At 40.2% G+C, this 21,938-nt stretch carries 34 protein-coding genes; 18 read left to right on the top strand and 16 right to left on the bottom strand.

The window, feature by feature from the left end; genetic code table 11:
- Positions 1 to 205 precede the first annotated feature (205 nt).
- The 4 genes from AAEY99_RS01800 to AAEY99_RS01785 all read right to left on the bottom strand — a co-directional run bounded on the left by AAEY99_RS01800 (position 206) and on the right by AAEY99_RS01785 (position 3,440).
- Positions 206 to 940 (bottom strand): HNH endonuclease signature motif containing protein, encoded by a 735-nt coding sequence (locus tag AAEY99_RS01800; RefSeq protein WP_351008819.1) that lies wholly within the window; start codon positions 938 to 940, stop codon positions 206 to 208.
- A gap of 97 nt (positions 941 to 1,037) precedes the next feature.
- Positions 1,038 to 1,640, bottom strand: a complete 603-nt coding sequence (locus AAEY99_RS01795; protein ID WP_351008816.1) for a hypothetical protein — start codon at positions 1,638 to 1,640, stop codon at positions 1,038 to 1,040.
- Positions 1,641 to 1,869: 229 nt separating this feature from the next.
- Positions 1,870 to 2,616, bottom strand: a complete 747-nt coding sequence (locus AAEY99_RS01790; RefSeq protein ID WP_351008814.1) for a hypothetical protein — start codon at positions 2,614 to 2,616, stop codon at positions 1,870 to 1,872.
- Positions 2,617 to 2,732: 116 nt separating this feature from the next.
- Entirely contained in the window at positions 2,733 to 3,440 is a 708-nt protein-coding gene (locus tag AAEY99_RS01785; protein WP_351008812.1) for a hypothetical protein, read from the bottom strand.
- Between the two features lie 723 nt (positions 3,441 to 4,163).
- Between AAEY99_RS01785 and AAEY99_RS01780 the strand changes: the two genes are divergently transcribed.
- Together AAEY99_RS01780 and AAEY99_RS01775 are read left to right on the top strand one after the other, a co-directional pair.
- A complete protein-coding gene (locus tag AAEY99_RS01780) occupies positions 4,164 to 4,748 on the top strand; it encodes a Rha family transcriptional regulator (protein WP_351008810.1) in 585 nt (194 codons plus the stop codon).
- Between the two features lie 24 nt (positions 4,749 to 4,772).
- Positions 4,773 to 5,138 (top strand): hypothetical protein, encoded by a 366-nt coding sequence (locus AAEY99_RS01775; protein WP_351008807.1) that lies wholly within the window; start codon positions 4,773 to 4,775, stop codon positions 5,136 to 5,138.
- Between the two features lie 420 nt (positions 5,139 to 5,558).
- Here AAEY99_RS01775 and AAEY99_RS01770 read toward each other — a convergent pair whose 3' ends face one another.
- The 3 genes from AAEY99_RS01770 to AAEY99_RS01760 form a co-directional block, all read right to left on the bottom strand.
- Positions 5,559 to 5,921 carry a hypothetical protein gene (locus AAEY99_RS01770; RefSeq protein ID WP_351008804.1) on the bottom strand — a complete coding sequence of 121 codons (363 nt, stop codon included), beginning with the start codon at positions 5,919 to 5,921 and terminating at the stop codon, positions 5,559 to 5,561.
- Position 5,922: 1 nt separating this feature from the next.
- Entirely contained in the window at positions 5,923 to 6,420 is a 498-nt protein-coding gene (locus AAEY99_RS01765; RefSeq protein ID WP_351008801.1) for a hypothetical protein, read from the bottom strand.
- 322 nt (positions 6,421 to 6,742) lie between these two features.
- Positions 6,743 to 7,921: a hypothetical protein gene (locus AAEY99_RS01760; protein WP_351008799.1), complete on the bottom strand. Its 1,179-nt coding sequence runs from the start codon at positions 7,919 to 7,921 to the stop codon at positions 6,743 to 6,745.
- Between the two features lie 672 nt (positions 7,922 to 8,593).
- On the opposite strand from AAEY99_RS01760, the gene AAEY99_RS01755 reads away from it, so the two are divergent.
- From AAEY99_RS01755 to AAEY99_RS01745, 3 genes are all read left to right on the top strand, one after another.
- Complete coding sequence (locus tag AAEY99_RS01755) at positions 8,594 to 8,947, top strand: helix-turn-helix domain-containing protein (RefSeq protein ID WP_351008796.1); 354 nt, start codon at positions 8,594 to 8,596, stop codon at positions 8,945 to 8,947.
- Positions 8,948 to 8,951: 4 nt separating this feature from the next.
- Positions 8,952 to 9,470, top strand: coding sequence for an ImmA/IrrE family metallo-endopeptidase (locus AAEY99_RS01750; protein WP_351008793.1), 519 nt, complete (start codon positions 8,952 to 8,954; stop codon positions 9,468 to 9,470).
- 167 nt (positions 9,471 to 9,637) lie between these two features.
- The gene (locus AAEY99_RS01745) at positions 9,638 to 9,769 is read left to right on the top strand and encodes a hypothetical protein (protein ID WP_351008791.1); all 132 of its coding nucleotides are present in this window, start codon (positions 9,638 to 9,640) and stop codon (positions 9,767 to 9,769) included.
- A gap of 107 nt (positions 9,770 to 9,876) precedes the next feature.
- Here AAEY99_RS01745 and AAEY99_RS01740 read toward each other — a convergent pair whose 3' ends face one another.
- From AAEY99_RS01740 to AAEY99_RS01715, 6 genes are read right to left on the bottom strand one after another with little or no spacing between them, the layout of a single operon-like run.
- The gene (locus AAEY99_RS01740) at positions 9,877 to 10,194 is read right to left on the bottom strand and encodes a hypothetical protein (RefSeq protein WP_351008789.1); all 318 of its coding nucleotides are present in this window, start codon (positions 10,192 to 10,194) and stop codon (positions 9,877 to 9,879) included.
- A gap of 50 nt (positions 10,195 to 10,244) precedes the next feature.
- Entirely contained in the window at positions 10,245 to 10,490 is a 246-nt protein-coding gene (locus AAEY99_RS01735; protein WP_351008786.1) for a helix-turn-helix domain-containing protein, read from the bottom strand.
- A 27-nt stretch (positions 10,491 to 10,517) separates the two neighbouring features.
- Positions 10,518 to 11,780, bottom strand: coding sequence for a site-specific integrase (locus AAEY99_RS01730; protein ID WP_351008783.1), 1,263 nt, complete (start codon positions 11,778 to 11,780; stop codon positions 10,518 to 10,520).
- Positions 11,780 to 12,001 (bottom strand): hypothetical protein, encoded by a 222-nt coding sequence (locus tag AAEY99_RS01725; protein ID WP_351008782.1) that lies wholly within the window; start codon positions 11,999 to 12,001, stop codon positions 11,780 to 11,782. Before AAEY99_RS01725 ends, AAEY99_RS01730 begins: the two co-directional genes overlap by 1 nt.
- Positions 11,994 to 12,656, bottom strand: coding sequence for a replication protein P (locus AAEY99_RS01720; RefSeq protein WP_351008780.1), 663 nt, complete (start codon positions 12,654 to 12,656; stop codon positions 11,994 to 11,996). The genes AAEY99_RS01725 and AAEY99_RS01720 overlap by 8 nt, the downstream gene beginning before the upstream one ends.
- Positions 12,653 to 13,429 (bottom strand): helix-turn-helix domain-containing protein, encoded by a 777-nt coding sequence (locus AAEY99_RS01715; protein ID WP_351008778.1) that lies wholly within the window; start codon positions 13,427 to 13,429, stop codon positions 12,653 to 12,655. The genes AAEY99_RS01720 and AAEY99_RS01715 overlap by 4 nt, the downstream gene beginning before the upstream one ends.
- Before the next feature lie 166 nt (positions 13,430 to 13,595).
- Here AAEY99_RS01715 and AAEY99_RS01710 point away from each other — a divergent pair, with 166 nt between their 5' ends.
- Positions 13,596 to 13,799, top strand: a complete 204-nt coding sequence (locus AAEY99_RS01710) for a hypothetical protein (protein WP_123884537.1) — start codon at positions 13,596 to 13,598, stop codon at positions 13,797 to 13,799.
- Positions 13,800 to 13,957: 158 nt separating this feature from the next.
- On the opposite strand, the gene AAEY99_RS01705 is transcribed toward AAEY99_RS01710, so the two are convergent.
- The 3 genes from AAEY99_RS01705 to AAEY99_RS01695 are packed head-to-tail and all read right to left on the bottom strand — an operon-like array spanning position 13,958 to position 14,969.
- Positions 13,958 to 14,161 carry a hypothetical protein gene (locus AAEY99_RS01705; RefSeq protein ID WP_342859161.1) on the bottom strand — a complete coding sequence of 68 codons (204 nt, stop codon included), beginning with the start codon at positions 14,159 to 14,161 and terminating at the stop codon, positions 13,958 to 13,960.
- A 1-nt stretch (position 14,162) separates the two neighbouring features.
- A complete protein-coding gene (locus AAEY99_RS01700; RefSeq protein WP_351008776.1) occupies positions 14,163 to 14,756 on the bottom strand; it encodes a toxin YdaT family protein in 594 nt (197 codons plus the stop codon).
- Between the two features lie 27 nt (positions 14,757 to 14,783).
- On the bottom strand, positions 14,784 to 14,969 hold the full coding sequence (locus AAEY99_RS01695) for a Cro/CI family transcriptional regulator (RefSeq protein WP_011637116.1): 186 nt from the start codon (positions 14,967 to 14,969) through the stop codon (positions 14,784 to 14,786).
- A 118-nt stretch (positions 14,970 to 15,087) separates the two neighbouring features.
- Here AAEY99_RS01695 and AAEY99_RS01690 point away from each other — a divergent pair, with 118 nt between their 5' ends.
- The 12 genes from AAEY99_RS01690 to AAEY99_RS01635 all read left to right on the top strand — a co-directional run bounded on the left by AAEY99_RS01690 (position 15,088) and on the right by AAEY99_RS01635 (position 21,931).
- Positions 15,088 to 15,780 carry an XRE family transcriptional regulator gene (locus tag AAEY99_RS01690; RefSeq protein ID WP_351008773.1) on the top strand — a complete coding sequence of 231 codons (693 nt, stop codon included), beginning with the start codon at positions 15,088 to 15,090 and terminating at the stop codon, positions 15,778 to 15,780.
- Between the two features lie 840 nt (positions 15,781 to 16,620).
- On the top strand, positions 16,621 to 17,013 hold the full coding sequence (locus AAEY99_RS01685) for a hypothetical protein (RefSeq protein ID WP_188956585.1): 393 nt from the start codon (positions 16,621 to 16,623) through the stop codon (positions 17,011 to 17,013).
- Positions 17,014 to 17,134: 121 nt separating this feature from the next.
- Positions 17,135 to 17,518, top strand: a complete 384-nt coding sequence (locus AAEY99_RS01680; RefSeq protein WP_351008770.1) for a hypothetical protein — start codon at positions 17,135 to 17,137, stop codon at positions 17,516 to 17,518.
- Positions 17,519 to 17,614: 96 nt separating this feature from the next.
- Positions 17,615 to 18,190, top strand: a complete 576-nt coding sequence (locus tag AAEY99_RS01675) for a hypothetical protein (RefSeq protein ID WP_351008768.1) — start codon at positions 17,615 to 17,617, stop codon at positions 18,188 to 18,190.
- 351 nt (positions 18,191 to 18,541) lie between these two features.
- Positions 18,542 to 18,865 carry a hypothetical protein gene (locus AAEY99_RS01670; RefSeq protein ID WP_351008766.1) on the top strand — a complete coding sequence of 108 codons (324 nt, stop codon included), beginning with the start codon at positions 18,542 to 18,544 and terminating at the stop codon, positions 18,863 to 18,865.
- Positions 18,862 to 19,023, top strand: a complete 162-nt coding sequence (locus AAEY99_RS01665; protein WP_351008764.1) for a hypothetical protein — start codon at positions 18,862 to 18,864, stop codon at positions 19,021 to 19,023. The genes AAEY99_RS01670 and AAEY99_RS01665 overlap by 4 nt, the downstream gene beginning before the upstream one ends.
- Before the next feature lie 8 nt (positions 19,024 to 19,031).
- Positions 19,032 to 19,367 carry a hypothetical protein gene (locus AAEY99_RS01660; RefSeq protein ID WP_351008761.1) on the top strand — a complete coding sequence of 112 codons (336 nt, stop codon included), beginning with the start codon at positions 19,032 to 19,034 and terminating at the stop codon, positions 19,365 to 19,367.
- Positions 19,368 to 19,378: 11 nt separating this feature from the next.
- Entirely contained in the window at positions 19,379 to 19,702 is a 324-nt protein-coding gene (locus AAEY99_RS01655) for a hypothetical protein (protein ID WP_351008759.1), read from the top strand.
- Complete coding sequence (locus AAEY99_RS01650) at positions 19,699 to 19,962, top strand: PapB/FocB family fimbrial expression transcriptional regulator (RefSeq protein WP_351008756.1); 264 nt, start codon at positions 19,699 to 19,701, stop codon at positions 19,960 to 19,962. Before AAEY99_RS01655 ends, AAEY99_RS01650 begins: the two co-directional genes overlap by 4 nt.
- Positions 19,963 to 20,265: a hypothetical protein gene (locus AAEY99_RS01645; protein WP_162022864.1), complete on the top strand. Its 303-nt coding sequence runs from the start codon at positions 19,963 to 19,965 to the stop codon at positions 20,263 to 20,265.
- Entirely contained in the window at positions 20,262 to 20,504 is a 243-nt protein-coding gene (locus AAEY99_RS01640; protein WP_351008754.1) for a hypothetical protein, read from the top strand. Before AAEY99_RS01645 ends, AAEY99_RS01640 begins: the two co-directional genes overlap by 4 nt.
- Positions 20,501 to 21,931, top strand: a complete 1,431-nt coding sequence (locus AAEY99_RS01635; RefSeq protein ID WP_351008751.1) for a DNA cytosine methyltransferase — start codon at positions 20,501 to 20,503, stop codon at positions 21,929 to 21,931. The genes AAEY99_RS01640 and AAEY99_RS01635 overlap by 4 nt, the downstream gene beginning before the upstream one ends.
- The last annotated feature ends 7 nt before the right edge of the window (positions 21,932 to 21,938 follow it).

Genomic DNA, 21,938 nt, shown 5'->3' with positions numbered 1-21,938 from the left:
TTGCGCGTTAAAAGTGTCAACGTCAAATGTAAAATAATCGTGGGTGGCCATGTTTCGTTCAAAAGGTCTAAAAATGGGTAGTGGGATTAGTAAATAATGGTTATCAATTAAAGTTTACACTGACCCCACATATCTACGAAACCCAACCTTGAACTGAAAATGCGAAGCGTTGGGAATCACTCTTAAATGCTTTGTTATACAAAAACTACACGATTGTGGTTATTTGCCCCGTAATAGAGCAGCCATACTTTTTTTGAAGGATTTTAAGTTGTTTGCCAACTTTACGACGCATTACTGTCAAATAGTCATTCAGTTCTTGTACATCTATATTTTGAGCTGATTGAGACATTTCGTTCATTACATCCTGTGCGCACTTACTTATGCTTGAGAAAACTTGCTTAAGCTCTGTATCCAGTTGAATTTTTCTCATCTCTCGATTAATGAACTTTCTAGTTTCGTCGAGAGATAACACGACATGTGTTGGGTTTTCAAAACTTGCAGGCTCGTAAAACGCACCTTTTCCGGACAAAAAGTCCACTAAGCTCTGAGCAAGATCAAAATTTTCTGTTTGACGAACTAACAATGGAACTGGACTTTTATGTGTTTTCAAAAGCATTGATATCATTTTTTCATGCTTTTCTTTCCAGTCATACAGTTCTTCTTTTTTAAACTCAATGCCATCAATTTTATCGATCATTGTGTGGCAATTTGCACATAGCCAAATCCCATTTTCTATTGAGGATAGTTTCTCTTCACCAATGTTTTCATACCTCGCAGCCCGTGGTTTCTCACCAATTATGTGCGCAGCTTCACCTAGCTTTAACTTGAGGCTACAGTCATTCAATGCAGCACCAACAGTTAAGGTATTACATTCTGGATTATTACAAATGTACGCAGAACGATATGCTAACATTTCTGCCACTTTTGTTTTAAACGCCACTTAATTCTCCTTTTTTTATAACGTCGCATTAAGCGGACTAAAAAAGTGTGCCAAAATTGTTGAGGAACGAAATATGGTACACTGTTTAAATACCTTGTTATAATTTATATCTGTAACCTAAATGTTTTTCTTTCAAGAGTAACTCCTTCTTCTGTAAATTCTTAGCTCTACAATAAGTTATTGAAAGATGATAAAAAAACATAAAAACAAATACAGTTAAAATACTAAAAACCAATGTGTGATATGGATTCGAAAATGTTGCACTATCAATGAATATAGATGGAACTTTATCTAGAGGTGTTTCTCCGTATTTATTAAAAAGTACTAAGTTAGAAATTATTTTTAATAAATCTATAGATGCTATAAACCCTAATAATGAAGTGATAAGTACATTTATGACTTTTAATATTTTACTTTGGGGTTTAAACCAAACAATGGTAAGAACCAAAAATAATAGAACTGAAGCAATTATATAAGCAGTAAAACTAGTCCATATTTGCTTATCATATAAGAATAAAGCTAAAACAGTTGGAACTAATGCACCTAAAAAAATTACGACACTAGTAAATAAAGAAGATTTTAAAGCTACAAACATTGCATCTACCATGATGATTACATCAGTTTTTTCTTTTACCTTTTTCAGACGCACTATCATCGATCTTTTTCTAGCATTTGATCTTTGTGTATTTTTCGAGCCCATAGACACCTTGTATTAAATATAACGCTTATTGAACGGTTCGCCCGATAAAGCCGACTGTTTAAGTTATTGATTAATATCATCCTACACTTACCATATCTTTGAAGTAAAGCAACTTAATGACTCTAACACTTAAATAAAAAACTTAAATTGCGCGTTAAAAGTGTCAACGTCAAATGTAAAAATAATCGTGGGTGGCCATGTTTCGTATTTAGCTGTTATAAATTTTTGATTAATCAGAAAGATCCACCCAGACGCCATACTGTTTTTGTGAGACAGGTAGATGGATTGAGTTACCATACTTATAGTCTTCAACCCATAACCTCAGCTCATCAGATTCACTTTCAAATAAAGTAAATTTCACTTTATCTTTAGCAATAACGTTATTCTCTTTATCCTTAACTAAAATTTCAGCGTCATATTCTCCATCAATCCATTTGTAATTTTTTTCGAAAAAATTGCAAATTTTTATATAGTCACTTTCATCAGCCTCATGTCTTTTAGTGTATCCTGGGTCAACCCTGTTTTTTTCAGTTATGGTATCTCTGATATTTGAATATATAGCCTTATACTCTTTTTGTTCAGCTCTATTCCATAAATCAACAAAACTGATTGTATGTGCCCATGTTTGATTAGGCTCAATTTCAAAAGGAGTAAGCATTACAAAGTTATAGTCAGAAGGGTTGTTTGCATAGCCTCGTCCCTTAAGTAAGAATGAGGTAGAACTCTTGCGGATTATATTCATATCAATCGAATGTACACTGATGCTTGAGCCACCGATATTTTTTAGAATCACAAATAGGTTAATATTCGGACTCCCGATTGTATGATGAATAAATATGGTTCCGTGTTTTTCTATAGTAAGCACACCTTTCTTAAACAGTAATTTTACTGGTGGAAGCTGAGATAAAACTAAAGCAGCAACGGCTGCAACTGCAGACCAGAACTGCCAATCTAAATAAAATGGAATTTCTTTCATATACTTCCTATTTATACGCCTAATTAACAGGCAAAAAATAGTTGGTTAAAATAAGCGACGAAGGAGCAAAAACCAACTGTTTTTTGTCCTGCTCTAATGACTCGTTAAGGCACTAATTACTCTACTGCCTGACCTTTAATAATTTTAACTGCATTATCTGATTCAGAAAGTGACACAGGAATTTGTTGACCTGTATTTGTAGCTATATAAGGTTCTGAGGCAGCCATTAAAACTGGAAATACGCGTCTAAGATCACCACTAGAACCAGTGCTACTAACAGTAGTTTTCCATATTTGAACTTCTTTTTCCGACTGTTTAAATTCGGTGTAATCGTAGCCAGTAATTAATACGTATCTAAAAAATGTAGTTCGAGTTCCTGTATGATTAGTAGAGCCTGTAATTCCGTATGTTGGAGTATAAGTTGTTGTTGTATTAACCGAGGTTGTATTTCCATATGTTGTAGCTGTGCCATATGTATTAGCAGAAGAAACGCCTGTTTTACCCCATGTAGGCAAAGAATATGAATACTGTTGTTTTTGAGGATCTCCGATGCCATAAGATAGAACGATTGCTAAATCAGCATCTTCTTCTGAGCTTGCTGCTATATAACCTCTGCCGTTAAGTACACGCTTGAGGTAGTTTTCATACTCTTGGAACTGTAAATCATTATGAGAAACACCTTTGTTACCAGGGATTAATAAATACGTTTTTTTAGTTGCCGCAATCGGAGAAGCTAGTGAATCAACGGATACAGAGAAAGATGGTTGCGTAGCTGCACAACCAACTAATAGAGTGATAAAAATAATTACGATGAGATTGCGCATAAACTTACCTTAGTGCTTTAACAGCGTATTAGCGTGAATTCGATAAACATTAAGAGCATGCCAACCAAAATCCAGCGTCTATACCACTTTAATTATTAATGATTTTAATAACTTACCAGTTTAAACATCTCGAATCAATCACTCTTTAGTCTGGACGAAAGCGAGAATTTAGATAACCGAGAATGATATGGCTCGTTATGTAAATAATTTTCCAATAAAATAGCATTAATTCAATTGGATAGCATCGACAAAATTTAAAATAGAGAATCTAAAACCGCAGCTTACAGCTTAATATTGCACCCATTATTTTTGCTTAGTCCTTAAAACGCATACGCTTTACTTTAGGTAGCAAATAGCAGTGTGATCAAAGATTCTCGATTACACCATGTTAGCTTTATAAAATGGCTGAATGGTTATTGATAACTCACTTAACTGATAACTCATAAGTAAAATTGACAAATGCGCCTAAGTGGGGCGATACTAATCAGGTATTGGCAAAATCCAATGCCGGGATTCGAACCCCGCAGTATCACAGGCGCAATTGTCGCCAGCCTAGTGCTGGTTTTTTATTGCGTGACTCGGCGCACCACTACTATGGTGGGCTGGGTGAGGCAGCCATTTGGCTGGCCGTTCCTGTGACGGTAGTTCGAACCTTGCTCAGCTCATCACCCAATGATTCGAACCGTTTGGTGATGATTACTCTCGAACACAGGAGTGTCACCCATGAACTTACAACAGTCTAAAAACTACCCTGCACAATTGGTCTTTATCAACGGCCAACAAACCATTACCAATTCACTGATCGTCGCTGATTATTTTGGCAAACGTCATAGTCATGTTTTACGAAAAATTGATGAAATACTTGCTGATGCGCCAAGTGAATTTACGTCAGCCCATTTTTGGGCTAACGTGCAAAATCAACAGGTTGGCACCAGTCAGCGCGATTTAAAGTGTTATCACCTAACCAAAGACGGTTTTATGTTTTTAGTCATGGGCTTTACCGGTGCCAAAGCTGCCGAACTCAAGATCAACTTCATTAATGCCTTTAACGAAGCCCAAAAGCGACTTAGCCGCACGACACACCCTTTTGAGCGTCAGCGCATGATGTTTACATGGGAAGGCGGCAAAATAGTGAGCTCGCAACCGATACATGATGACCAGTTTGTCACCAGCCGCGATAAATTAGTGCAGTACATGCGCGAACCCCGCTTTTTATCTCTTGAGCAATTGCTAGAAATCAGTGAAGCCGCAAACCAACAAATTGCGACATTAGCAAGATTGGCAGATAAACAAGCCCGTTTACGATAAAAACACCGCTAAACGCCCATAAAAATGGCTACATCAAGTAGCCATTTTTTGTTTGTAGCTTATAACGCTTTAAACAGCGGAAAACACGAACGCTTTGGCGCAGCCAGTGAGTGGTTTTCCGATGATTTAACTTGTTATGTGGAAACACTGCGCGCCCCAACTATGGCAAACCAAAATAAAGCTATACCAGCCAAAACCACTAGTAAAGCAGAATGGTCTGGCGCTATTGACCGCGCATATATCAATGGAGCTGCACCCGTAATAATTGAAACAATGATATATGAACCGCTCCGGCCAGTAGCTGTTGTGCTCAAATACATTCTCCACTTATTTAGAAGATATGTACCCAACGGAATATACATAAGTAAAAATATTTCGATCACTCACTAAGTCTCGGTTTATACATAACGTTTTAGTATTTATGCGTTGCGCTATTTGCAAGGCATAAATCGCTTGTTGGACTTGGCCGATGCCGAGTCCAGGTTAATGGGTACGCTTTATGCTATAGGGATTTGCTTTTTTTGAAGCTAGCACTGGGCTGTAGAGCAATGTTGAACTGATAATATGGCTTGGTTTGTACGTATTTCATTGAAATTCCCTTGTCATTATGGTGCTCCATCACATCTTTTTTAAGTCTAACTGATTCAATAAGGTTAATACACTCGATTGAGTCAACTCTTGGCTCCGCGCAGCGGCTTAGTTCAACGCCTGCTTAAGCGGACAAAAATTGTGGGTTAAAATGTGTAGCGAAGCGAAACATAACCCACTGTTTTTTTGTTCCATTTAAGTGCCTTGTTAGGAGTTTTTGCATTAAAATGGGATATCGTCATCGTATTCATCTGCAATGAAAGCCCTTGCGACTTCAATTTGTTCTTTAGTTGGTTCAGGGTCTAGTTTTGATTCAACTTCATCCAATTTTTCTACCCAAAAGATATACTGTTCATCAGTGAAATCATTGGCTTTTTTATTTTCGTATTCTTCAATAAAATCAATTAGAGAAAAAGTTAATGCTTTTGCTTCTTCAGATGGTTTACTTTGGTAATCATCTTCAAAAAAATCTTTCTCATATCGCCAATAATGTTCAGCTTGTTTTAAATAACGACCAAGGTAGTAGAAAGCAGATCTTGCGTCCGAAGTTTCTGCACCTTCTATTAGTTCAATAAATTTTTTCATATTATCCAATCCTAATGATATCAAATGCAGACTGCGGTAAACCCGATAGAATGTATTCATGGGACAGTGGGTTAGCCTTATCTTTAACATCAACTTTTTGATAAAAAGGTACAGCCTCTATTCGAGAAATAACACATAGTAAAGGTTTAAACTGTTGATCTTTTGCTATTTTAGTAATGGTTATTATCTCATCGTGCGCTTCTTGAGTAATTTTACCTAGTTTTAGCATCACAGATGCCCCTTTTCTAATTCCCCTTCTGTTGTAATCTATTTTTGTATTATGTAAATCAGCTCCATCGACTTCCTTTTTCAACATCCCATATATTTCAAGCGGGGATGAGCTTGGTGGTACAGTGAAATGAGGTGAGTCAAAATCAGAACCAAAATAGGGAGTACACCACATGTAATGCTCGTCTCCGTAATATTGCTTATTAATATTAAATGCAAGAGTAGTCATTGCAGAATATAGAATTGGATGATTAATGTCTTTTAGTGACATTTAAAACTCCTTTGATAAATTGATTCACGAAACTCCTAACAGCTTATTCAACGGCACGACCGATAAAGCCGCCCGCTTAAGTTATTGATTAATATCATCCTACATTTTCTATGTCTTTGAAGTAAAGCAATTTAATGACTATTACACTCAAATAAAAAACTTAAATTGCGCGTTAAAAGTGTCAACATCAAACCAACAGATTGCGACATTAGCAAGATTGGCAGAGAAACAAGCCCGTTTACGATAAAAACCACAGTAAAACACCCATAAAAATGGCTACATTAAGTAGCCATTTTTGTTTGAAAGCTATCGGTTAAGTGAGTTATTCCGGAGCTTTACATAAATCTTCATTAGCTTTGGATACTAACGCCCAATATTTATCAAAACCAACGCTGACTAGTTGAAGTACTTTTAATTCACAATTCGCACTAACGAGCATTTTTTGTTCTGGTATTGAATATGATGGAAATCTCGGCCTATCGACTCTTAAAGATCTATTTTGAGATACTGTTATTGTCTCTCCCAATAAATTTGCTACGGAAATACTATTAGCTGCCGCTGTAATGCCATACTGATTTAAAAGCGATTGATTAGCATCAGGATAGTGACCAATATACAGCCATGCACTATCTTCCGTATTAATTTCTAAATTTGGGTTCGTATACCCTAAAACTGATGGTTTCAAAACTATGTCATCATCTGTGTACAAAAGTATTTGAATTTTTTGTAATCCGCTTATGGCTTGGGCGAGTGTTTCTGGTGATAAATCCTTACTGGCGCTGGGAAAAATTAGCTCTGTTACTTTCCCATTAATACCTATACGGTTAAAGCTTATCGTGCCCTTAGTTTCAGTATTTTTAATCTGAAAAGCTAAAGCTGGTAAATTTGTTAAATCTAATCCTGCCTTAGCGTTGTATATTTTTGCCACGATATTGACACCAACACCAATCTTATATATTGAGTCATCGGATATCTGTAATTCATCTATTTTTTCATTATAAGTTGGTTCTAGCATCCATGTATGTTTTGACCACTTCATTGCAATCTCATAATCACGCCCCTCATAACTTGAAGATGCAATTGATGCATTTACTTCTGCGCCAGTAGTCGCATCTCTAATAACTAAGATAGACTCACTTTCTGTAAGGGTATCTAAATAGCATTTGGTTGATGAATTATCTCCCCTTGCTGCAAACTTAATTAAAGCATTTCTTGTATTTGCTAAATCATTTTTAGTTTGCACTGATGCATTTTGTGCATCAGCTTGCACTGCTGCTAAATATTTTGTAGCAAAATCAGATTCTGTGATGGTTTTATCGCACGAACCCAGAGTTTCTAGTAACTCTTTAGAACCTTCTTGCCCTTTCCATGCTATACCAACGTGCATTGGTGTTTTATGCTCATTATACCAATTATGTTGGGATTCGGATTTAGTTTGCGCATTATCATTTGAAGTACAACCAGCAACAAAAATTAGTAGTAACAAAATTCCTTTTTTCATATCTAATCCTTTCAAATCGAATTTAAACCCTTACTTAACTAGCTTATTATTTATACACCACATACTATTTCAATGATAGATTTGGCTAACAATTCTGTTGATTTTTTTGAGATATGTATTATTGAAATTTAAAGATCAAAAGTTGGTGTTTGAGGTATGCAGAAGGTGCACAAAATTCAAAGGCTAACACAAAGCAATATAACTACACAGATTCAATTACTTAAACATAGCCTGTCATGCTTGATATTGATTAGTTTGGATTAGGGTTGATAAAACAACAACGTAACCCCCTAAATTTTTCATATATAGTGAAGCACTGCGCTTGTCCTCCCCCGCAGTGCACCGAGCCAGAAGGACCCATTAATTTCTTGACCTAAAATGATAACCACTCTCGTTTACATTGAGTCAGACTAAAGCCTTGAAGCATTACCATATCTCACTCCACTATTTCAATTTCTGCGCCTTAGCCCATAACATAACGCCTTCATGTTCAGCGTCACTAGTTGATGCCCCTGCTGATTAAAATAACTTTATCACTTAAAATCTGTTCATATTATTGAAAAAGATCTAATTCAGAAGTAAAAATCAACCAAAAATGGTTGACAGAAAAACCTTCTAATGGTTTAATTCAACTGTGGAGAGTATATCTTCCGTATACACGAGGACAACATTATGAAAACTACAGCCTTCGGCCGCTATTTGCGTAAGTTAAGAATTGATCATGGCATGATAATGAAAGACTTAGCAACGGTACTAGGCGTTAGTTCTGCATATTTATCTGCATTAGAACTTGGGAAAAAGTCTGTTGCAGAAAAAAATATAATACAAATAGTTGAGTATTTTCAACTTAGTGATAAAGAATTTGCGGAGTTAAGGCAAGCTGCCACAATGTCACAGCCATCAATTAAATTAGATTTAACAGGGAATACAATTGAACAACGTGAATTAGCCGTATCTTTTGCTCGTAAGTATCAAGAGATATCGCCAGAAGAACAGCAGAGACTCTTGAAGTTACTAGAAGGTTAGGAACATGGCACACAAACGTAAACTTGGTATGAAAGTACCGCCGCTCAGTACTGCGACCATTGAAGCGGCGGCAAGAAACTGTAGAACGTCATTTAGGATAACAAAACCCTATATTAACGTTTGCAAATTACTAGACGCTCTACAGGAATTATCACTCTTAGTTTATGAGGTTGTTGAAGACCATGAACTAGGAGATGAGGATGCGAGAACATATCCTAATAATAAGCGGATTTTGATTAAAAATTCTGTTTATGAGGCAGCTGCTGATGGTAATGGCAGAGCTAGGTTTACAATAGCTCATGAATTAGGTCACTTAGATCTGCATAAAGGTGTGCAACCAGGCTTCTCTCGTGGTACTCACAAAGTGTTTGAGGATAGCGAATGGCAAGCTGACACATTTGCAAGCGAGTTCTTAATGAATACTGATTTCATTTATTCTACAGACAGTGCTGAAGATTTAGTTGAAAGGTTTGGTGTTAGTTATACTGCTGCATGCATGAAACTAAAGAAACATAGAAAGTAAAAAGGAAGGCTGCGACCCCTTCCCATTACAACGAAAACGAAAACATCCTAGGTAACGCTGTCATCTAGGGTGTCTGGATTAACCAGCACGCTTACGCAAACTTGACAATTTGAATAGTACGCATGGTTAGGCAGTTTGTCAACGATGGCAAGCAAAAGGAATGACTTATGTCTAACCTATTGAAAGAGGATGTGGTTGTTATCTACCGCCCTTTTATTACCCGTTATGGAAAACGAATTTTCCGTAAAGGTGGTGGTATGTGGCGTTTAGAAATACCAGCGTCAAAGTATAAAGGCTAACTTTTTTAATCAGTCTAGAGTACAAAATAAAGCTCTGCCTTAAAGGCAGAGCTTTAATTTATTGTAAGTGCGTGTCTATATTTACCAAATATTTAACCTGCAGAAAATCACTCAACTATTTCAATCTCTGCCCTTCTCAACCAATACAAATACGACTTCTTGCTATCAAATCCCATCAAGGCCCACTGGCCTTTGCAGACGTAGTGGGCTCTAATGGCCCGTATACATTGCGGTGCTAGCCGCTCAATCATCTGGTCAAACAGCCTAACCTCACGCGGTGGCGTTATCTCGACCACTGCCGAACTACCGTAAACAATCACCTCGCCTAACTTGTCGCACTGGCTTCGGCTTGCGAACCCTTGGCCATATTCTTGATGGGCCCAATAGTTACCCCAGCGTGTTAATCCATGACGCAACGCTTTCATGTTCAGCGTCACTTGTTGATGCTGCAGCTGCTGCACATTAATCTTCGCCATTATTCTTCACCACTAATAAGCGCACTTATTTCATCAATCCCTAACTTAAACACCTGGGCGCATATTGCCGAAACATCATCAAATGGCACTCGCACATCACCCCGTTCCCAACGCTGATAAGTTCGTTCACTTACCCCGTAAATCTCGGCCACTTCGGTCTGGGTTAGCCCGCGAATATTCCTGCCTGTTTTCAAAAAATCAAACCCGCGTAATGCCATTTCGCCCCCAAAAACCTCTAATTGCATATTCTTCTAATAATGATGCAGCGATCATCACAGCCACCCACTGGCAGTCAGGGTTTGACCGTTCTCACTTTTCACTGACGATCTAGGCAATATCTCGGGCGCAACAGAAGAAAACCCACGATAAATTAAATATTGATGATATTGCTCTAACGCTAAACTCATGCCCTTATCCAAGGTCGATTTAACGTACTTACGCAGCAACACAGGCAATGCATGATTCAACAAACGTTCACCAATCATCGTATCGACACCTAAGTCAGCAACAATGGTCCTGAACAATCGACGTAAATCATGGCTAGTGAAATGTTTAAAGCGGATTTGAGTGTGCCAATCATGAGCACAACGAATGGAAATAGCCCCACTGGTGCCAGGGAACAAATAAGCGCGTTTGCCAACATGCTTAAGCTGCCAACATTTATAATGCTGAATAAGTGCCTTAGCAGAATCGGTCATCGGTACTCGATGTTCTTCTTTGTTCTTGGCATTACTGGCCGGAATAACCCAATAATCACCGGCAAAATGCTCCCACCGAGCCAAACGAGTTTCGTTAATACGAGTACCAAACATCATCATCAACACAAACAACATTTGCACCGGCATTACCACGGCACCTAAACGAGTAAACAACTCGGCCAAATCTGACTCAAACAAGCGCGTATCCATGGCATCATTCACTTTGATTGAATACGTCACTCGATAACCGGCTAACGGATTAGTGTTAATCAAACGAAGCTTTGAAGCCGCAGCAAACACCGCCTTAAGCTTATTCACCACTTCACGAATGTACTTAGGCGCAAAACCCTCAACCAACATCGGTTTAACCAAAATGCCGTCAACCGCAATAAAACTGACTTCATGCAATCGAACATCAGCCAACCTCGGTAACAGATGACACTTGATCATCGACTTAATATTGCTGCGCCAACTTTTGCTATAAGTCGTGTTATTGGCAATATGTTCCTGGTACCACTCAAGCAAACTGCCGACCGAATCAAACTGGCCGGTCACCATGCCGCCCACATTACGTTTAGCCAACATCACCGGTAAATCAGCACATAAGGTCTTAATACACATGCTTGGCCAAGTGCCCACCTTTTGCCAAACTGTCTTACCGTTTTCATTCAACACCAAATGAACACTCGCCCGCGTTCGCCCAGCTGCAGCACGTAAACGAATTTCAGGAAACTGCGGATCACGATAATCACGACTCACCCCAGCGCGTAACCAACGCTTTAACGCCGCATCGTTTAACTTGCCAACCTCAACACCAGATGCCGCCTTTACCATCATCAGGCTACCAACCTATATTCCCAAGCAGTACACTTTTCACGGCGGCGCTTTTGCTTAACCGAATTGGGCAACTCACGCCAACGGGCACTTAACGCAGTTTCGCTATCGTGCACCCCAAACTGGTCAAAACACTGTTGTTGGATTTCATACAAAGTGAGAAAACAGCCACCGCTTAAAATCCGCGTCAAACGCTCTTTTTGAGTCAAAGATTGATTACTCATCGTTAGCACTCCTTAAACCAAGTTGACGCCTAAACTTTGCCACCAACGCTTTACCCTCAGCAGGTTCAATCCGGCGGGTAGCACGAGTCGGTAACGCTTTAGGTAACTCAACATCAACCAACTCACCATTGCCGTATTTACGACATAAAATCTCGTATTGGCGGGTAAACATGGTTAATACGTCTTTTTCAATGCCGGTAGCAAACAACCAGGTACCACATTGGCGCACAGCCAAGCCAACAACATCATGGCTCCATTTATGGCCCGCTACATTGTGATAATGGCGCTTAGCCTCACGATATGCCGAATCCAAATCAGGCAAACCATAATCATAAGCCGTTGGCTGACACCACAACGCAAACTGGCGTGGTGTTGGCCAAAACTGGCGATCACCCTGCTCACGTCTTGCCCTGTTCAACCCCATTTGCACCTGCTCGGTAGCTCTCACATTCTGCAGTGCTAGCGTCTTAAGCCACTCGCTCTTGTGAACGGCTTCGTCTTCAGGCCTAGGTGCCCCAACTGGAAACAACACCCGCAACTTAGCAAACACACTGTCAACAATGGCCATATCCATGTTTGACGGTTGCTTGTTAGCACGGCCAGCGGTGGGCATACCAACCTGAGTTGAATTGATCACTGATTGAATCGACTTCATATCAAAGGGTCCTCTGGGTCAAAAACGGCATGAGACCAATCGGCTTTAACCGCTTGCTTAGCAACTAGGCCAGCGTTAACCAGCCAGTCAAACTCAAAACCAATCCAGCAACGTGAAGCGCATAACGCAAAAACGTCATCAACCGAACAACCCGCAGCAACCGCTTTCACCAAATGCGGTGCCAGGCGATTAACCGCTGTTTGGGTTAACTTGGCTTTTTTCTGTTTGCGAATGGCTAACCAGTCTTTAAAAATGGGTTCGCTTGGCAACGATGGCCACTTTGAAAAATCCAAAGGTGATTTTTTCGATGTGGTGACTACATCTTTTAAAGATTCATTGACTGGTTCTAAAGTGACTGGTTCTGGGTGCAGGAGATTCACTAGGGGTAGTGCAGCAGATTCACTAGGTAGTGCAGCAGATTCACTAGGTAGTGCAGCAGATTCACTAGGGGGTAGTGCGGTAGATTCACTAGGTAGTGCATCAGATTCACCACCTAACCCTGTATTTTCATCAAAATCCAGATGAAAAACATTAGACGAATTACCCTTAACACCCTTGCGATATTCACGACGCAAAAAGCCCGACTTTTCGAGTTTTTTAACATGGTCCATAACGCTACGACGGCTCATTTCACACTGCTCAGCAATGTAATTATAACTAGGCCAACACTCACCCTGGTCGTTCGCGTTATCCGCCAATTTCAATAACACCAACTTGCGCAGTGGATTACCCACCTTCGCCTTCATAGCCTTAACCATTAATTCCATACTCATGGGCGTAATCCCCACAAAACCAACTCAGCAAACGCTAAATTGACGTAACACAAATGCTTGCGTAACATAATATTGCCTCTCTTTAGGTATTAACCCCGTTCGGTCGCCAAACTTAAGCGGGGTTTCTTATTTTTAAAATTCATAACATCACCATCAAGGACGAATCATGGAACGATACAAACCATCAATAACCGTCGGCGAGTTCAAAGAAATGCTCAGCCACTACCCTGACAACATGCTGCTTGACTTCTCAATGCTCGATTTCAATCGACTAAAACAGCGATCGCCAACGCTAGTCCAAGTTGAATTTAACCAGCAAGTTTATCGAGATAGTTCAAACAACGTGGTGGTTGAAAACCTTGCACAATAGCCACCGCATAAATGCTCGCAACTTCTTGTGAGACTGGTGCATAACTTTCGTGCACCTGTTCTCCCAAAAATCGAGTAAAAGAAACCTTTTCGCCAGACTTCTCAATAACCCATTTTTCTTTCTTTTCAATCGATTTGTTATCACTTAATTGAGTCATATCAACCTCGTTTACGCATCAGCACACTGCGCTGTAAGCGCTCATAATCATCACGACAATCTGCATCACAAAAGCGTTCAGCCGTCGGTGACTCGCAATAAAAACAACGCCCCGTTAATGGTGGTAATATCGCTTTTGCCTTGGCCAACTCACTGGTTAAATGCAGTTCAGCTAATTGATTAGCTTCATCAACGTTATCTGCCATGCTAACCAGCCGACTTAAGTGATTTATTGGTTAAATAAGGGAACTTACGCTCAAGCACATCCAAAGACATTGATGTCACCCCGCGTGATTCACGTAGTTCACGGTAAGCCGTTTCAACTTGATGACGGCTTGGGTTAATGCCTAAACGAATAACAGCAACTTGTGCATCGCAGTTTTCTTTGGTTAACGTAGCCGCCATGTCATCTGCACTTAACGACATAGCATCACTCACATGGTCAACAACAACGGTCACACCGATCATGCCGTAAACATCGTTTAAATACCCAATGCGCAATTCAACTGGCATAGCGGCCAATATCGCCTGCTCAACATAAAACAAACGCTCAGGTACCGCGTTTTGGTCAGCGTACTGCCCAAGCCAACGGAAAATCTTTTGCGCATTAACTCGAGCATCGTTGTAAATATCATCCGAGTAGGTAAATGCAATCCCCTCTTTAGCCAATACCGTAGCCAGCTTTAAGTCATCAACGGCTTGCACTACTGCAGTGGCCAACGCCGAACGACTGACTTTGGGTAATTCAAGCCACTTATTAATGGCTTTCATCAATAAATCTAAACGTGATCTTTGTTTCATGCTTTTTCTCCATGCTTACGACTAAAATTAAACTGCTTGCTTGATCTGCGGGTTACCAACTTTGAGCTTACCGTTTGTGATCACTTGAATTTGATAAGCTCGAAGTAATGGGACGGTATCCCCCCACTTTGAAATTGCAGGCTGTGAAACATCAAGAACCTTAGCTAAGCGCCCTTGACCTCCAAAGTGAGCAATAACATCAGCTGTCTTCATAAAAACTCCAAAATTTTAATTAACCAAAATCATATTATAACCAAAGTTAATTGAACTCAACAATTAAATTAACTTTGGTTAGTATCCAAGGTTATAACCTAAGTAATATAATTAACCCATGAAAACACTTGCCCAAAACATACAAGAAAAGCTAAAAGCTTCTGGTTTAACCCAAAAGGAATTAGCAGAACGCGCCAACATCTCACAGGTGATGGTGCACAAACTCATTTCTGGAAAAGCTAAAGAGTCATCAAAATTAGTTGCTATAGCAGGTGTATTAGGTTGCACTGCAGAAGAGTTAATGTATGGATTAGAAAAGCATGTTCCAACGAGCAATGCCGAATGGGCAGGCCCAATGGAAACATGGGACAGCAACACCCCACTAAATGATGATGAAGTAGAGATACCGTTTTATATGGAAGTAGAATTAGCCGCAGGACACGGTATAGCAGAGGCTAGCGAATATCACGGTCCCAAACTACGCTTTGCAAAATCAACATTACGTAAATCAAGTGTTGACCCAACTAATGCAGCTTGCGTGCGTGTTAGTGGTAATAGCATGGAACCGGTATTACCCAACGGCTCGACCGTTGGCGTAGACACATCACAAACAGATGTGACCGACGGCAAAATGTACGCTATTAATCACGATGGAATGTTAAGGGTTAAAACCTTATACAAGCTACCAGGTGGTGGTTTGCGCCTTCGCAGCTTTAACCTAGACGAGTGGCCAGACGAACGCTACGAAGGTGAAATCATCAATCAAATCAAAATCATCGGTAAAGTCTTTTGGTATTCAGTATTACTTTAATATAGACCAATATTATTTTGTCAAAAAGAGGGGCATACCTTAAAACGTTTCTGCCCCAAAATTTGTTTGGGCTATGGCCTGCGGCCACTAACGTCGTGGTGCTTCGCCCACACTAGACCAAGAGGAAATCAACGGCTATTCCTTCTTGGATCACCCAGCCGCCCCGCAACATTTTCAAACAGCGAAAAGGTCGCCATGGGGTAGATCCAGCTTTTAACTTCATTTGAATCCTGCTTCGTCCTTATTCGAAAATGCTAACGCTTCCGATAGGCCATCCCTGGCCAACGAAAGCTAGCCTGACGTCCTGTCAGGCTCACGCTATTTTCTTCAACGGCCTCAATTTTAATGTTGAATCGGTCCATTTCCAAGTCAAGCAAACTAACTTTTTTTGACCCAAAGTTACTTAGAACCAAAGCTCTATTTAACAATGCTTACCTTCGTTTTCCATACAAAATTTAATTGATATTGCTCTTTTACCGATGCAATTCTTACTGCCTAGATTGCATAATCTAATGAACTGGTTTTATATACAGGTATAATGAGATTTGGCTTAATTTAAATCAAACAACTCATTAAATAAGCCTAAAGTCGTAACGTAGGCTTAATTAGAAAACTATAATTGGTTGATAATATTGAAAATAAATTTTTCTCTTATTTTTTTTAACGACATTAACGCGCAAGCTCGTTTTGTTTTAGGATGTTGAGAGTATTTTATCGCTTTACATCAAAGACATAGAGAATGTAGGATGATATAAATCAATAACTTGAACAGCTGACTTTATCGGGCGAGCCGTTCAATAAGCTGTTATAAGGCAAATCTAACTCGTATGGTTTTAATGGATGAAAGCTAAAGTTAACCTAATCCCCAAAGCATTATTGGGAACAATATCGTTTCTAATGATTATTGTATTATTTCTTTGGTTAAGTGCAATTCATGAAGTTATTGAAGATGGTAACGCATTTGGATTCTCAATCGGGATGAGTAAAGCCGAAGTGTTCGCTAATTTGCAGGAGCACACAGAAAAAAATATCGAGGCTATTAACTTAGTAAGTGCCGATAATAAATCTTCGAAAAGAGGCGTGTTATCGTCAAATACTCACGACTTTTATGCTTCTGATAAATGGGTAGTTATGTTTGAGTCAGCCTATTTTTTTGATAGCGTTACACTTGAATTTTGTTCAGGTCACTTATGCAAGATATTTAGAAAAAGGCAATATCTTGAAATGCCTTAAATGGTTGTAAAGCCTTATAACAAGTTACTTAAAAGGACGCAAAACGCTTGGCTTGTGCTCCTTCGTCGCTAATTTTAGCCAAGCATTTATGCGCCCATTAGTAAGGCGTTAGGTGTTCAACATGGATGATGATAAACGTCGAACCTATGCAGGAAGCCTTTCCCTTCTTTCACCTTTAGTGTTACTAGTACTACTTGCATTGATAGTTAGTGATAGCCCATTAGCTTGGCTTGTAATCTTCACTGCAACCTTTTTTGCTATGGTAGCTGCCAGTGTATGGCTATTCTGTGTTAATGGTGGGGTGTTTGAAGCACTAAGAAGTACATTGTGTGCGTTTATGCTAGGAAATTCGTATCTGTGTACCCCTTTTTGGGTTCTAGTGCTAGTTGTAGATTTGTCGCTATATAAAGTAGCGGTTGGTATTTTTATTTTTCAGTTGGCAAGCATATGGGGTGCCAGAACATTTTCAAAGTCTACCCAGACACCTAACAAGCCTCTGAATTAAGATTCGCCAAGGCTGTCTACCATTTGCTGAGCAAATCGCCCGCCAGCACATGGTTCACTTATTAGAGAGGCGTTATACACCTAAGGAAAGTTTGGCATGAAGCTAACCATTATTTCACTAATCACTCTATTTTTACTCGGCTGCGCTGCGGCAGGAGTTCCATATACAAGTGACCCTATGACGAAGCTAAATTACGCATATCAACTAATGGGAACTCAGGGGCGAGGATTAGCGGCTGAAAAACTTGGATTAGAGGCACTTGTTGATCTTGAAAAATCAAAAAATATTTATGGTGTTGCTGAGGCTCATACCTTTCTCGGTTTGTTTTATAAAAATAGAAGTTACCGCGAACACAAAGACTTTTACATAAAACACAATGAATACGATCCAACTGCGTCAAAATCCATTAAACATTTTGAGTTAGCTGCTAAAGCATTTGAAGAAGACGGAGATTACTGGGGTGTATCAAAGGCTTTGTTTTCTATGGGTAATGCATACGGTACAGATAATGACTATGTTAATGGTTGCATAAAGTACCAAGAGTCTTTGTCTGTATACAACAGCGATAAAAATGTGTTTAAGGGGCGTATTCACCCGCACAACCCAGCATTTAAGTCATTTGATGCAATGATTGAGGCTTTCATTGCAAAGCATTGTGAAAGCGGTGTATAAAATAGCGTTACACATAGAAATTTTAACCTGAAACTCACGAATTAGAATTAATGTTCTAACTCGGAAATGTCCACAAACGAGTTTGAAAGGCCCTAATGTAGCGGCCAGTTTTTATTGGCCACTACATTGCCACCATGGTAAACAATAGTCACTATCTCACCAGCTCTAATTGAAGATCTTAACGTTTCAATCACACTCATCCTCCCCCTTAGTTCAATAGTTTATTTATAACACCAACCTCAATACAGGTTATTAAAAAATCAATTAAAGAAAAATAGTTAACCAAAGTTATTGACCAATTAATTAACCTTGGTTATATTCATGTCGTACCCAATAACTGAGGACGGCAAAATGATACTGACAAATACCCCTACCACAGACAAACAACGTGCTGAACATTTCCATCTGGTCAGTATCCGTTTTGCCTGCCTGCTCACCACCAAACAAGACCCAATGGACTGTGAACGTGTTGCATCGCGTGTAGCAAAACTTGAACGTCAATTAATGCACAGCAACCCAAGCCAACTGTTCAGTAGCCAATTTGAAAACCAAGCCGGTGAACTCGGTGACAACCTCGCCATGCGTTTCAACCACCGCACTGGCCGCATTACCATCTGGCGCAATACCCCATTACATCAAAGCGGCAAAGTGTTCCAACTGAGAGCGAATGTATGAGTGCCGCAAACGAATACTGCGACCGTGAAATAGCCAAGTGCAAAGACATGATCCGCACTTGGCCCCACGAAGCACCATGCCTTAAGCGCTTAATTAAAGGCTGGAAACGCACTAAGCAGCAGTTACAACAAAGTTCAACGGTCAAAGAAGTTTTGTAGGGGGTTCTATGTTTTTTGTATTCGGAGTAAGTGAAACATTAGTTAAGAAAGCAGCTGATAAAAAGTGCAGCAGGTTCACTGGTACTTATCCAAATAGACGAGAACTAACTATTGATGAATACCAACAAAAGCTAGCTAAAACCCGTGATGAACTGTTTGCCAAAATGAAAGCACAAAAGCTAAGTCACAGTTTATCGACCCCAAGCTTAGCTAAGCAGTATTCAGAGTTAACAAAAGCACAAGAAAAGTGTCGAGATATAGAAATTCGATACCGAAAACCAACAGGAAGTATCAACCCTAAAACCAAAAAAGAAGTTTTGGAATGGGCCACTTACATAAGTTGAGAGGATTTAGTATGAGTCAAATACAAGCAGCAACGATTAAACGTGATGAAGGTTATTGGACGCATCCAGACTTACCTGAATGGGATGAAGGTACTACACGAGCGGAATGCGAGTCGTGGGCGGCAGATAATGGCGGTGAGTTTGTGGTTATTCGGTTTGAATATGATGCACCTGAAAAGCTTATCGATAGTTACTTTGAACAAGGTGAGACTGATATCAGTGATTGGCTCCCTGTTTGCAAAAAAGCTTGTTCATTCTTACTGAGCATTCACGATACAGAAGATGGCCCAGTCGCACTGTTCTTCGCGCCTAAGGATAAGGACACTGATGCATGAAATACCTGATCCAAGGCAGTGAAAGCGCTGAACGCCTGCAGCTGCTATTGAAACTAACCAACATTGAATCGCCCGACATAGTGGCCGCATTACAAGACCACTTCGTCACAGGCCACCAAGACACGGTGGCAGCTGTTCGAAACAACGTTAAAAAAAGCAATTTATCACGGGCAATAGCACGATTAGAGCAAGTGACATTCACGGTCGAACAAATCAAAGAACTGGATTGGCAAAAACTTAAACCAAGCAAGGTGGCGTAAATGAAATCTAAAGCAGCGTTTAACCATATCTTAGGCCACTATCGCGCCCAAAAAGTGGGGTTGCCATTTAATATCCATAGTGGCGACCGAATCAAAGTGGCCATGATACTTGGTGCACTTGATTGTCTTTACTGGCAAGCATTGGGCAATGGCCTAACTAATCTCGCAAAAGGGATTGGTAGAACGATTATTCATTCTTACAAGTACCACCAAATTCGATTACCTGGTCACCCTGTAGCGGGTTACCAAGTTAACGGTTACCCAAAAATAGACTTAAAAGCGGTATTAGGCGGTGCAGCATGAATAAGGTAACCAAAACGTTCAGCACCAAACAAGGTGTGGTCACGTTATCAACCCCGTTCTTCACGCTAATGCACGAACAGCAGCAAGTTGAAGCAACTTATAAACCCAACAACTACAACGGCTGGGGTATGTGCAAAACGTTTAACGCTATTGAAGTCAGTAACTTTACCCAAGCAGATGCAGAGTTATTTGCGACAACCGCCGATTCAAAACTACGACTACAGGGGTATGCAGCATGAATGGATTAATTGTTGATAACTTCGCTGGCGGTGGTGGAGCAAGTACCGGTATTGCATGGGCAATTGGGCGCAGCGTTGACATTGCAATAAATCATGATCCTGATGCCATTGCGATGCATAAAGCTAATCATCCAGACACCCTGCACTATTGCGAGTCAGTATTTGATATTGACCCAGTGCAAGCGACTGCAGGTAAGCCAGTTGATTTAGCGTGGTTTAGCCCAGACTGTAAGCATTTTTCAAAAGCCAAAGGCAGTAAACCTGTTAACAAAGAAATTCGCGGTCTTGCATGGGTAACCATTCGCTGGGCAATGAAAGTACGCCCAAAAGTCATCATGCTAGAAAACGTCGAAGAATTTAAAACGTGGGGGCCAGTAATTGAGTGCCTGGTAACCGAGTCAATGCGACCTTGCCCAGACCGTAAAGGTGAAACATTTGATGCTTTTGTGAAGATGCTTAGCAATGGAATAGATGCAGACCACCCTGGACTCACCGAATGCGTTGACACCCTTGGGCTTGTTAATACCGCCAAACTAATTAAAGGCCTTGGCTATAAAGTTGAATGGCGTGAAATGCGTGCATGTGATTTTGGTTCGCCAACCATTCGCAAACGCTTCTTTATGATTGCACGTTGCGATAATCAACCAATCGTATGGCCACAACCAACACACGGCGCACCAAATAGTGAAGGTGTAAAACTAGGTACATTAAAACCTTGGCGAACGGCTGCAGAATGCATTGATTGGTCAATACCCTGTAAATCAATATTTGGCCGCAAACGCCCTTTAGCTGAAAACACAATGAAGCGAATTGCCAAAGGTATTCAAAAGTTTGTTATCGATAATGCCAACCCATTTATTGCACCGGCACAAGCAATGATCACTCCATTCGTAACGGAATGCGCAAATGCTAGCGCCCAACGCAACATGCCTGCAAATGAACCGTTACGCACTATTTGCGCAGAAGTTAAAGGGGGCCACTTTGCATTAGTCACCAGTCATATGGTCAAAATGCGCGGCACAAACATCGGTTTTGAAATGACCGAGCCCGCGCACACCATCACGGCTGGCGGTTTACACCTTGGCGAAGTGCGAGCGTTCTTCATCAAATACTACGGTAATGAACAAGATGGGGTTGCATGTGACGAACCGCTACACACCATCACCACCAATGACCGTTTTGGATTAGTCACCATTAAAGGTGAACAGTATCAAATAGTCGATATTGGCCTGCGTATGCTTGAACCACATGAGCTATTTGCATGCCAAGGCTTTACCACAGATTACGTGATCAGCAACTACAACGGTAAAAGCACCAAGAAACAACAAGTCGCACGAGTAGGCAATAGTGTTCCTCCGCAACTATCAGAGGCACTAGTAAGGGCGAACCTACCAGAACAATGCACACAAATTGCAAAAGCAGCATAAGGGGTTT

This window comes from Shewanella sp. S1-58-MNA-CIBAN-0166 (assembly GCF_040310085.1).
GTDB lineage: Bacteria > Pseudomonadota > Gammaproteobacteria > Enterobacterales > Shewanellaceae > Shewanella.
Note: the sequence above shows the minus strand (reverse complement) of the source record. Positions and strands in the feature narration are given on the sequence as shown.

Bases quoted from the DNA above. Each gene is read 5' to 3' on its own strand.
- AAEY99_RS01750 (WP_351008793.1), top strand. From the start codon at position 8,952: ATGGCACACAAACGTAAACTTGGTATGAAAGTACCGCCGCTCAGTACT.
- AAEY99_RS01735 (WP_351008786.1), bottom strand. From the start codon at position 10,490: ATGCAATTAGAGGTTTTTGGGGGCGAAATGGCATTACGCGGGTTTGAT.
- AAEY99_RS01695 (WP_011637116.1), bottom strand. From the start codon at position 14,969: ATGAAGACAGCTGATGTTATTGCTCACTTTGGAGGTCAAGGGCGCTTA.
- AAEY99_RS01795 (WP_351008816.1), bottom strand. From the start codon at position 1,640: ATGGGCTCGAAAAATACACAAAGATCAAATGCTAGAAAAAGATCGATG.
- AAEY99_RS01710 (WP_123884537.1), top strand. From the start codon at position 13,596: ATGGAACGATACAAACCATCAATAACCGTCGGCGAGTTCAAAGAAATG.
- AAEY99_RS01755 (WP_351008796.1), top strand. From the start codon at position 8,594: ATGAAAACTACAGCCTTCGGCCGCTATTTGCGTAAGTTAAGAATTGAT.
- AAEY99_RS01650 (WP_351008756.1), top strand. From the start codon at position 19,699: ATGAAATACCTGATCCAAGGCAGTGAAAGCGCTGAACGCCTGCAGCTG.
- AAEY99_RS01700 (WP_351008776.1), bottom strand. From the start codon at position 14,756: ATGAAACAAAGATCACGTTTAGATTTATTGATGAAAGCCATTAATAAG.
- AAEY99_RS01705 (WP_342859161.1), bottom strand. From the start codon at position 14,161: ATGGCAGATAACGTTGATGAAGCTAATCAATTAGCTGAACTGCATTTA.
- AAEY99_RS01775 (WP_351008807.1), top strand. From the start codon at position 4,773: ATGGCTACATCAAGTAGCCATTTTTTGTTTGTAGCTTATAACGCTTTA.
- AAEY99_RS01635 (WP_351008751.1), top strand. From the start codon at position 20,501: ATGAATGGATTAATTGTTGATAACTTCGCTGGCGGTGGTGGAGCAAGT.
- AAEY99_RS01740 (WP_351008789.1), bottom strand. From the start codon at position 10,194: ATGAAAGCGTTGCGTCATGGATTAACACGCTGGGGTAACTATTGGGCC.
- AAEY99_RS01670 (WP_351008766.1), top strand. From the start codon at position 18,542: ATGATACTGACAAATACCCCTACCACAGACAAACAACGTGCTGAACAT.
- AAEY99_RS01680 (WP_351008770.1), top strand. From the start codon at position 17,135: ATGGATGATGATAAACGTCGAACCTATGCAGGAAGCCTTTCCCTTCTT.
- AAEY99_RS01730 (WP_351008783.1), bottom strand. From the start codon at position 11,780: ATGATGGTAAAGGCGGCATCTGGTGTTGAGGTTGGCAAGTTAAACGAT.
- AAEY99_RS01690 (WP_351008773.1), top strand. From the start codon at position 15,088: ATGAAAACACTTGCCCAAAACATACAAGAAAAGCTAAAAGCTTCTGGT.
- AAEY99_RS01725 (WP_351008782.1), bottom strand. From the start codon at position 12,001: ATGAGTAATCAATCTTTGACTCAAAAAGAGCGTTTGACGCGGATTTTA.
- AAEY99_RS01675 (WP_351008768.1), top strand. From the start codon at position 17,615: ATGAAGCTAACCATTATTTCACTAATCACTCTATTTTTACTCGGCTGC.
- AAEY99_RS01790 (WP_351008814.1), bottom strand. From the start codon at position 2,616: ATGAAAGAAATTCCATTTTATTTAGATTGGCAGTTCTGGTCTGCAGTT.
- AAEY99_RS01640 (WP_351008754.1), top strand. From the start codon at position 20,262: ATGAATAAGGTAACCAAAACGTTCAGCACCAAACAAGGTGTGGTCACG.
- AAEY99_RS01760 (WP_351008799.1), bottom strand. From the start codon at position 7,921: ATGAAAAAAGGAATTTTGTTACTACTAATTTTTGTTGCTGGTTGTACT.
- AAEY99_RS01685 (WP_188956585.1), top strand. From the start codon at position 16,621: ATGAAAGCTAAAGTTAACCTAATCCCCAAAGCATTATTGGGAACAATA.
- AAEY99_RS01645 (WP_162022864.1), top strand. From the start codon at position 19,963: ATGAAATCTAAAGCAGCGTTTAACCATATCTTAGGCCACTATCGCGCC.
- AAEY99_RS01745 (WP_351008791.1), top strand. From the start codon at position 9,638: ATGTCTAACCTATTGAAAGAGGATGTGGTTGTTATCTACCGCCCTTTT.
- AAEY99_RS01780 (WP_351008810.1), top strand. From the start codon at position 4,164: ATGAACTTACAACAGTCTAAAAACTACCCTGCACAATTGGTCTTTATC.
- AAEY99_RS01655 (WP_351008759.1), top strand. From the start codon at position 19,379: ATGAGTCAAATACAAGCAGCAACGATTAAACGTGATGAAGGTTATTGG.
- AAEY99_RS01715 (WP_351008778.1), bottom strand. From the start codon at position 13,429: ATGAGTATGGAATTAATGGTTAAGGCTATGAAGGCGAAGGTGGGTAAT.
- AAEY99_RS01720 (WP_351008780.1), bottom strand. From the start codon at position 12,656: ATGAAGTCGATTCAATCAGTGATCAATTCAACTCAGGTTGGTATGCCC.
- AAEY99_RS01660 (WP_351008761.1), top strand. From the start codon at position 19,032: ATGTTTTTTGTATTCGGAGTAAGTGAAACATTAGTTAAGAAAGCAGCT.
- AAEY99_RS01770 (WP_351008804.1), bottom strand. From the start codon at position 5,921: ATGAAAAAATTTATTGAACTAATAGAAGGTGCAGAAACTTCGGACGCA.
- AAEY99_RS01765 (WP_351008801.1), bottom strand. From the start codon at position 6,420: ATGTCACTAAAAGACATTAATCATCCAATTCTATATTCTGCAATGACT.
- AAEY99_RS01665 (WP_351008764.1), top strand. From the start codon at position 18,862: ATGAGTGCCGCAAACGAATACTGCGACCGTGAAATAGCCAAGTGCAAA.
- AAEY99_RS01785 (WP_351008812.1), bottom strand. From the start codon at position 3,440: ATGCGCAATCTCATCGTAATTATTTTTATCACTCTATTAGTTGGTTGT.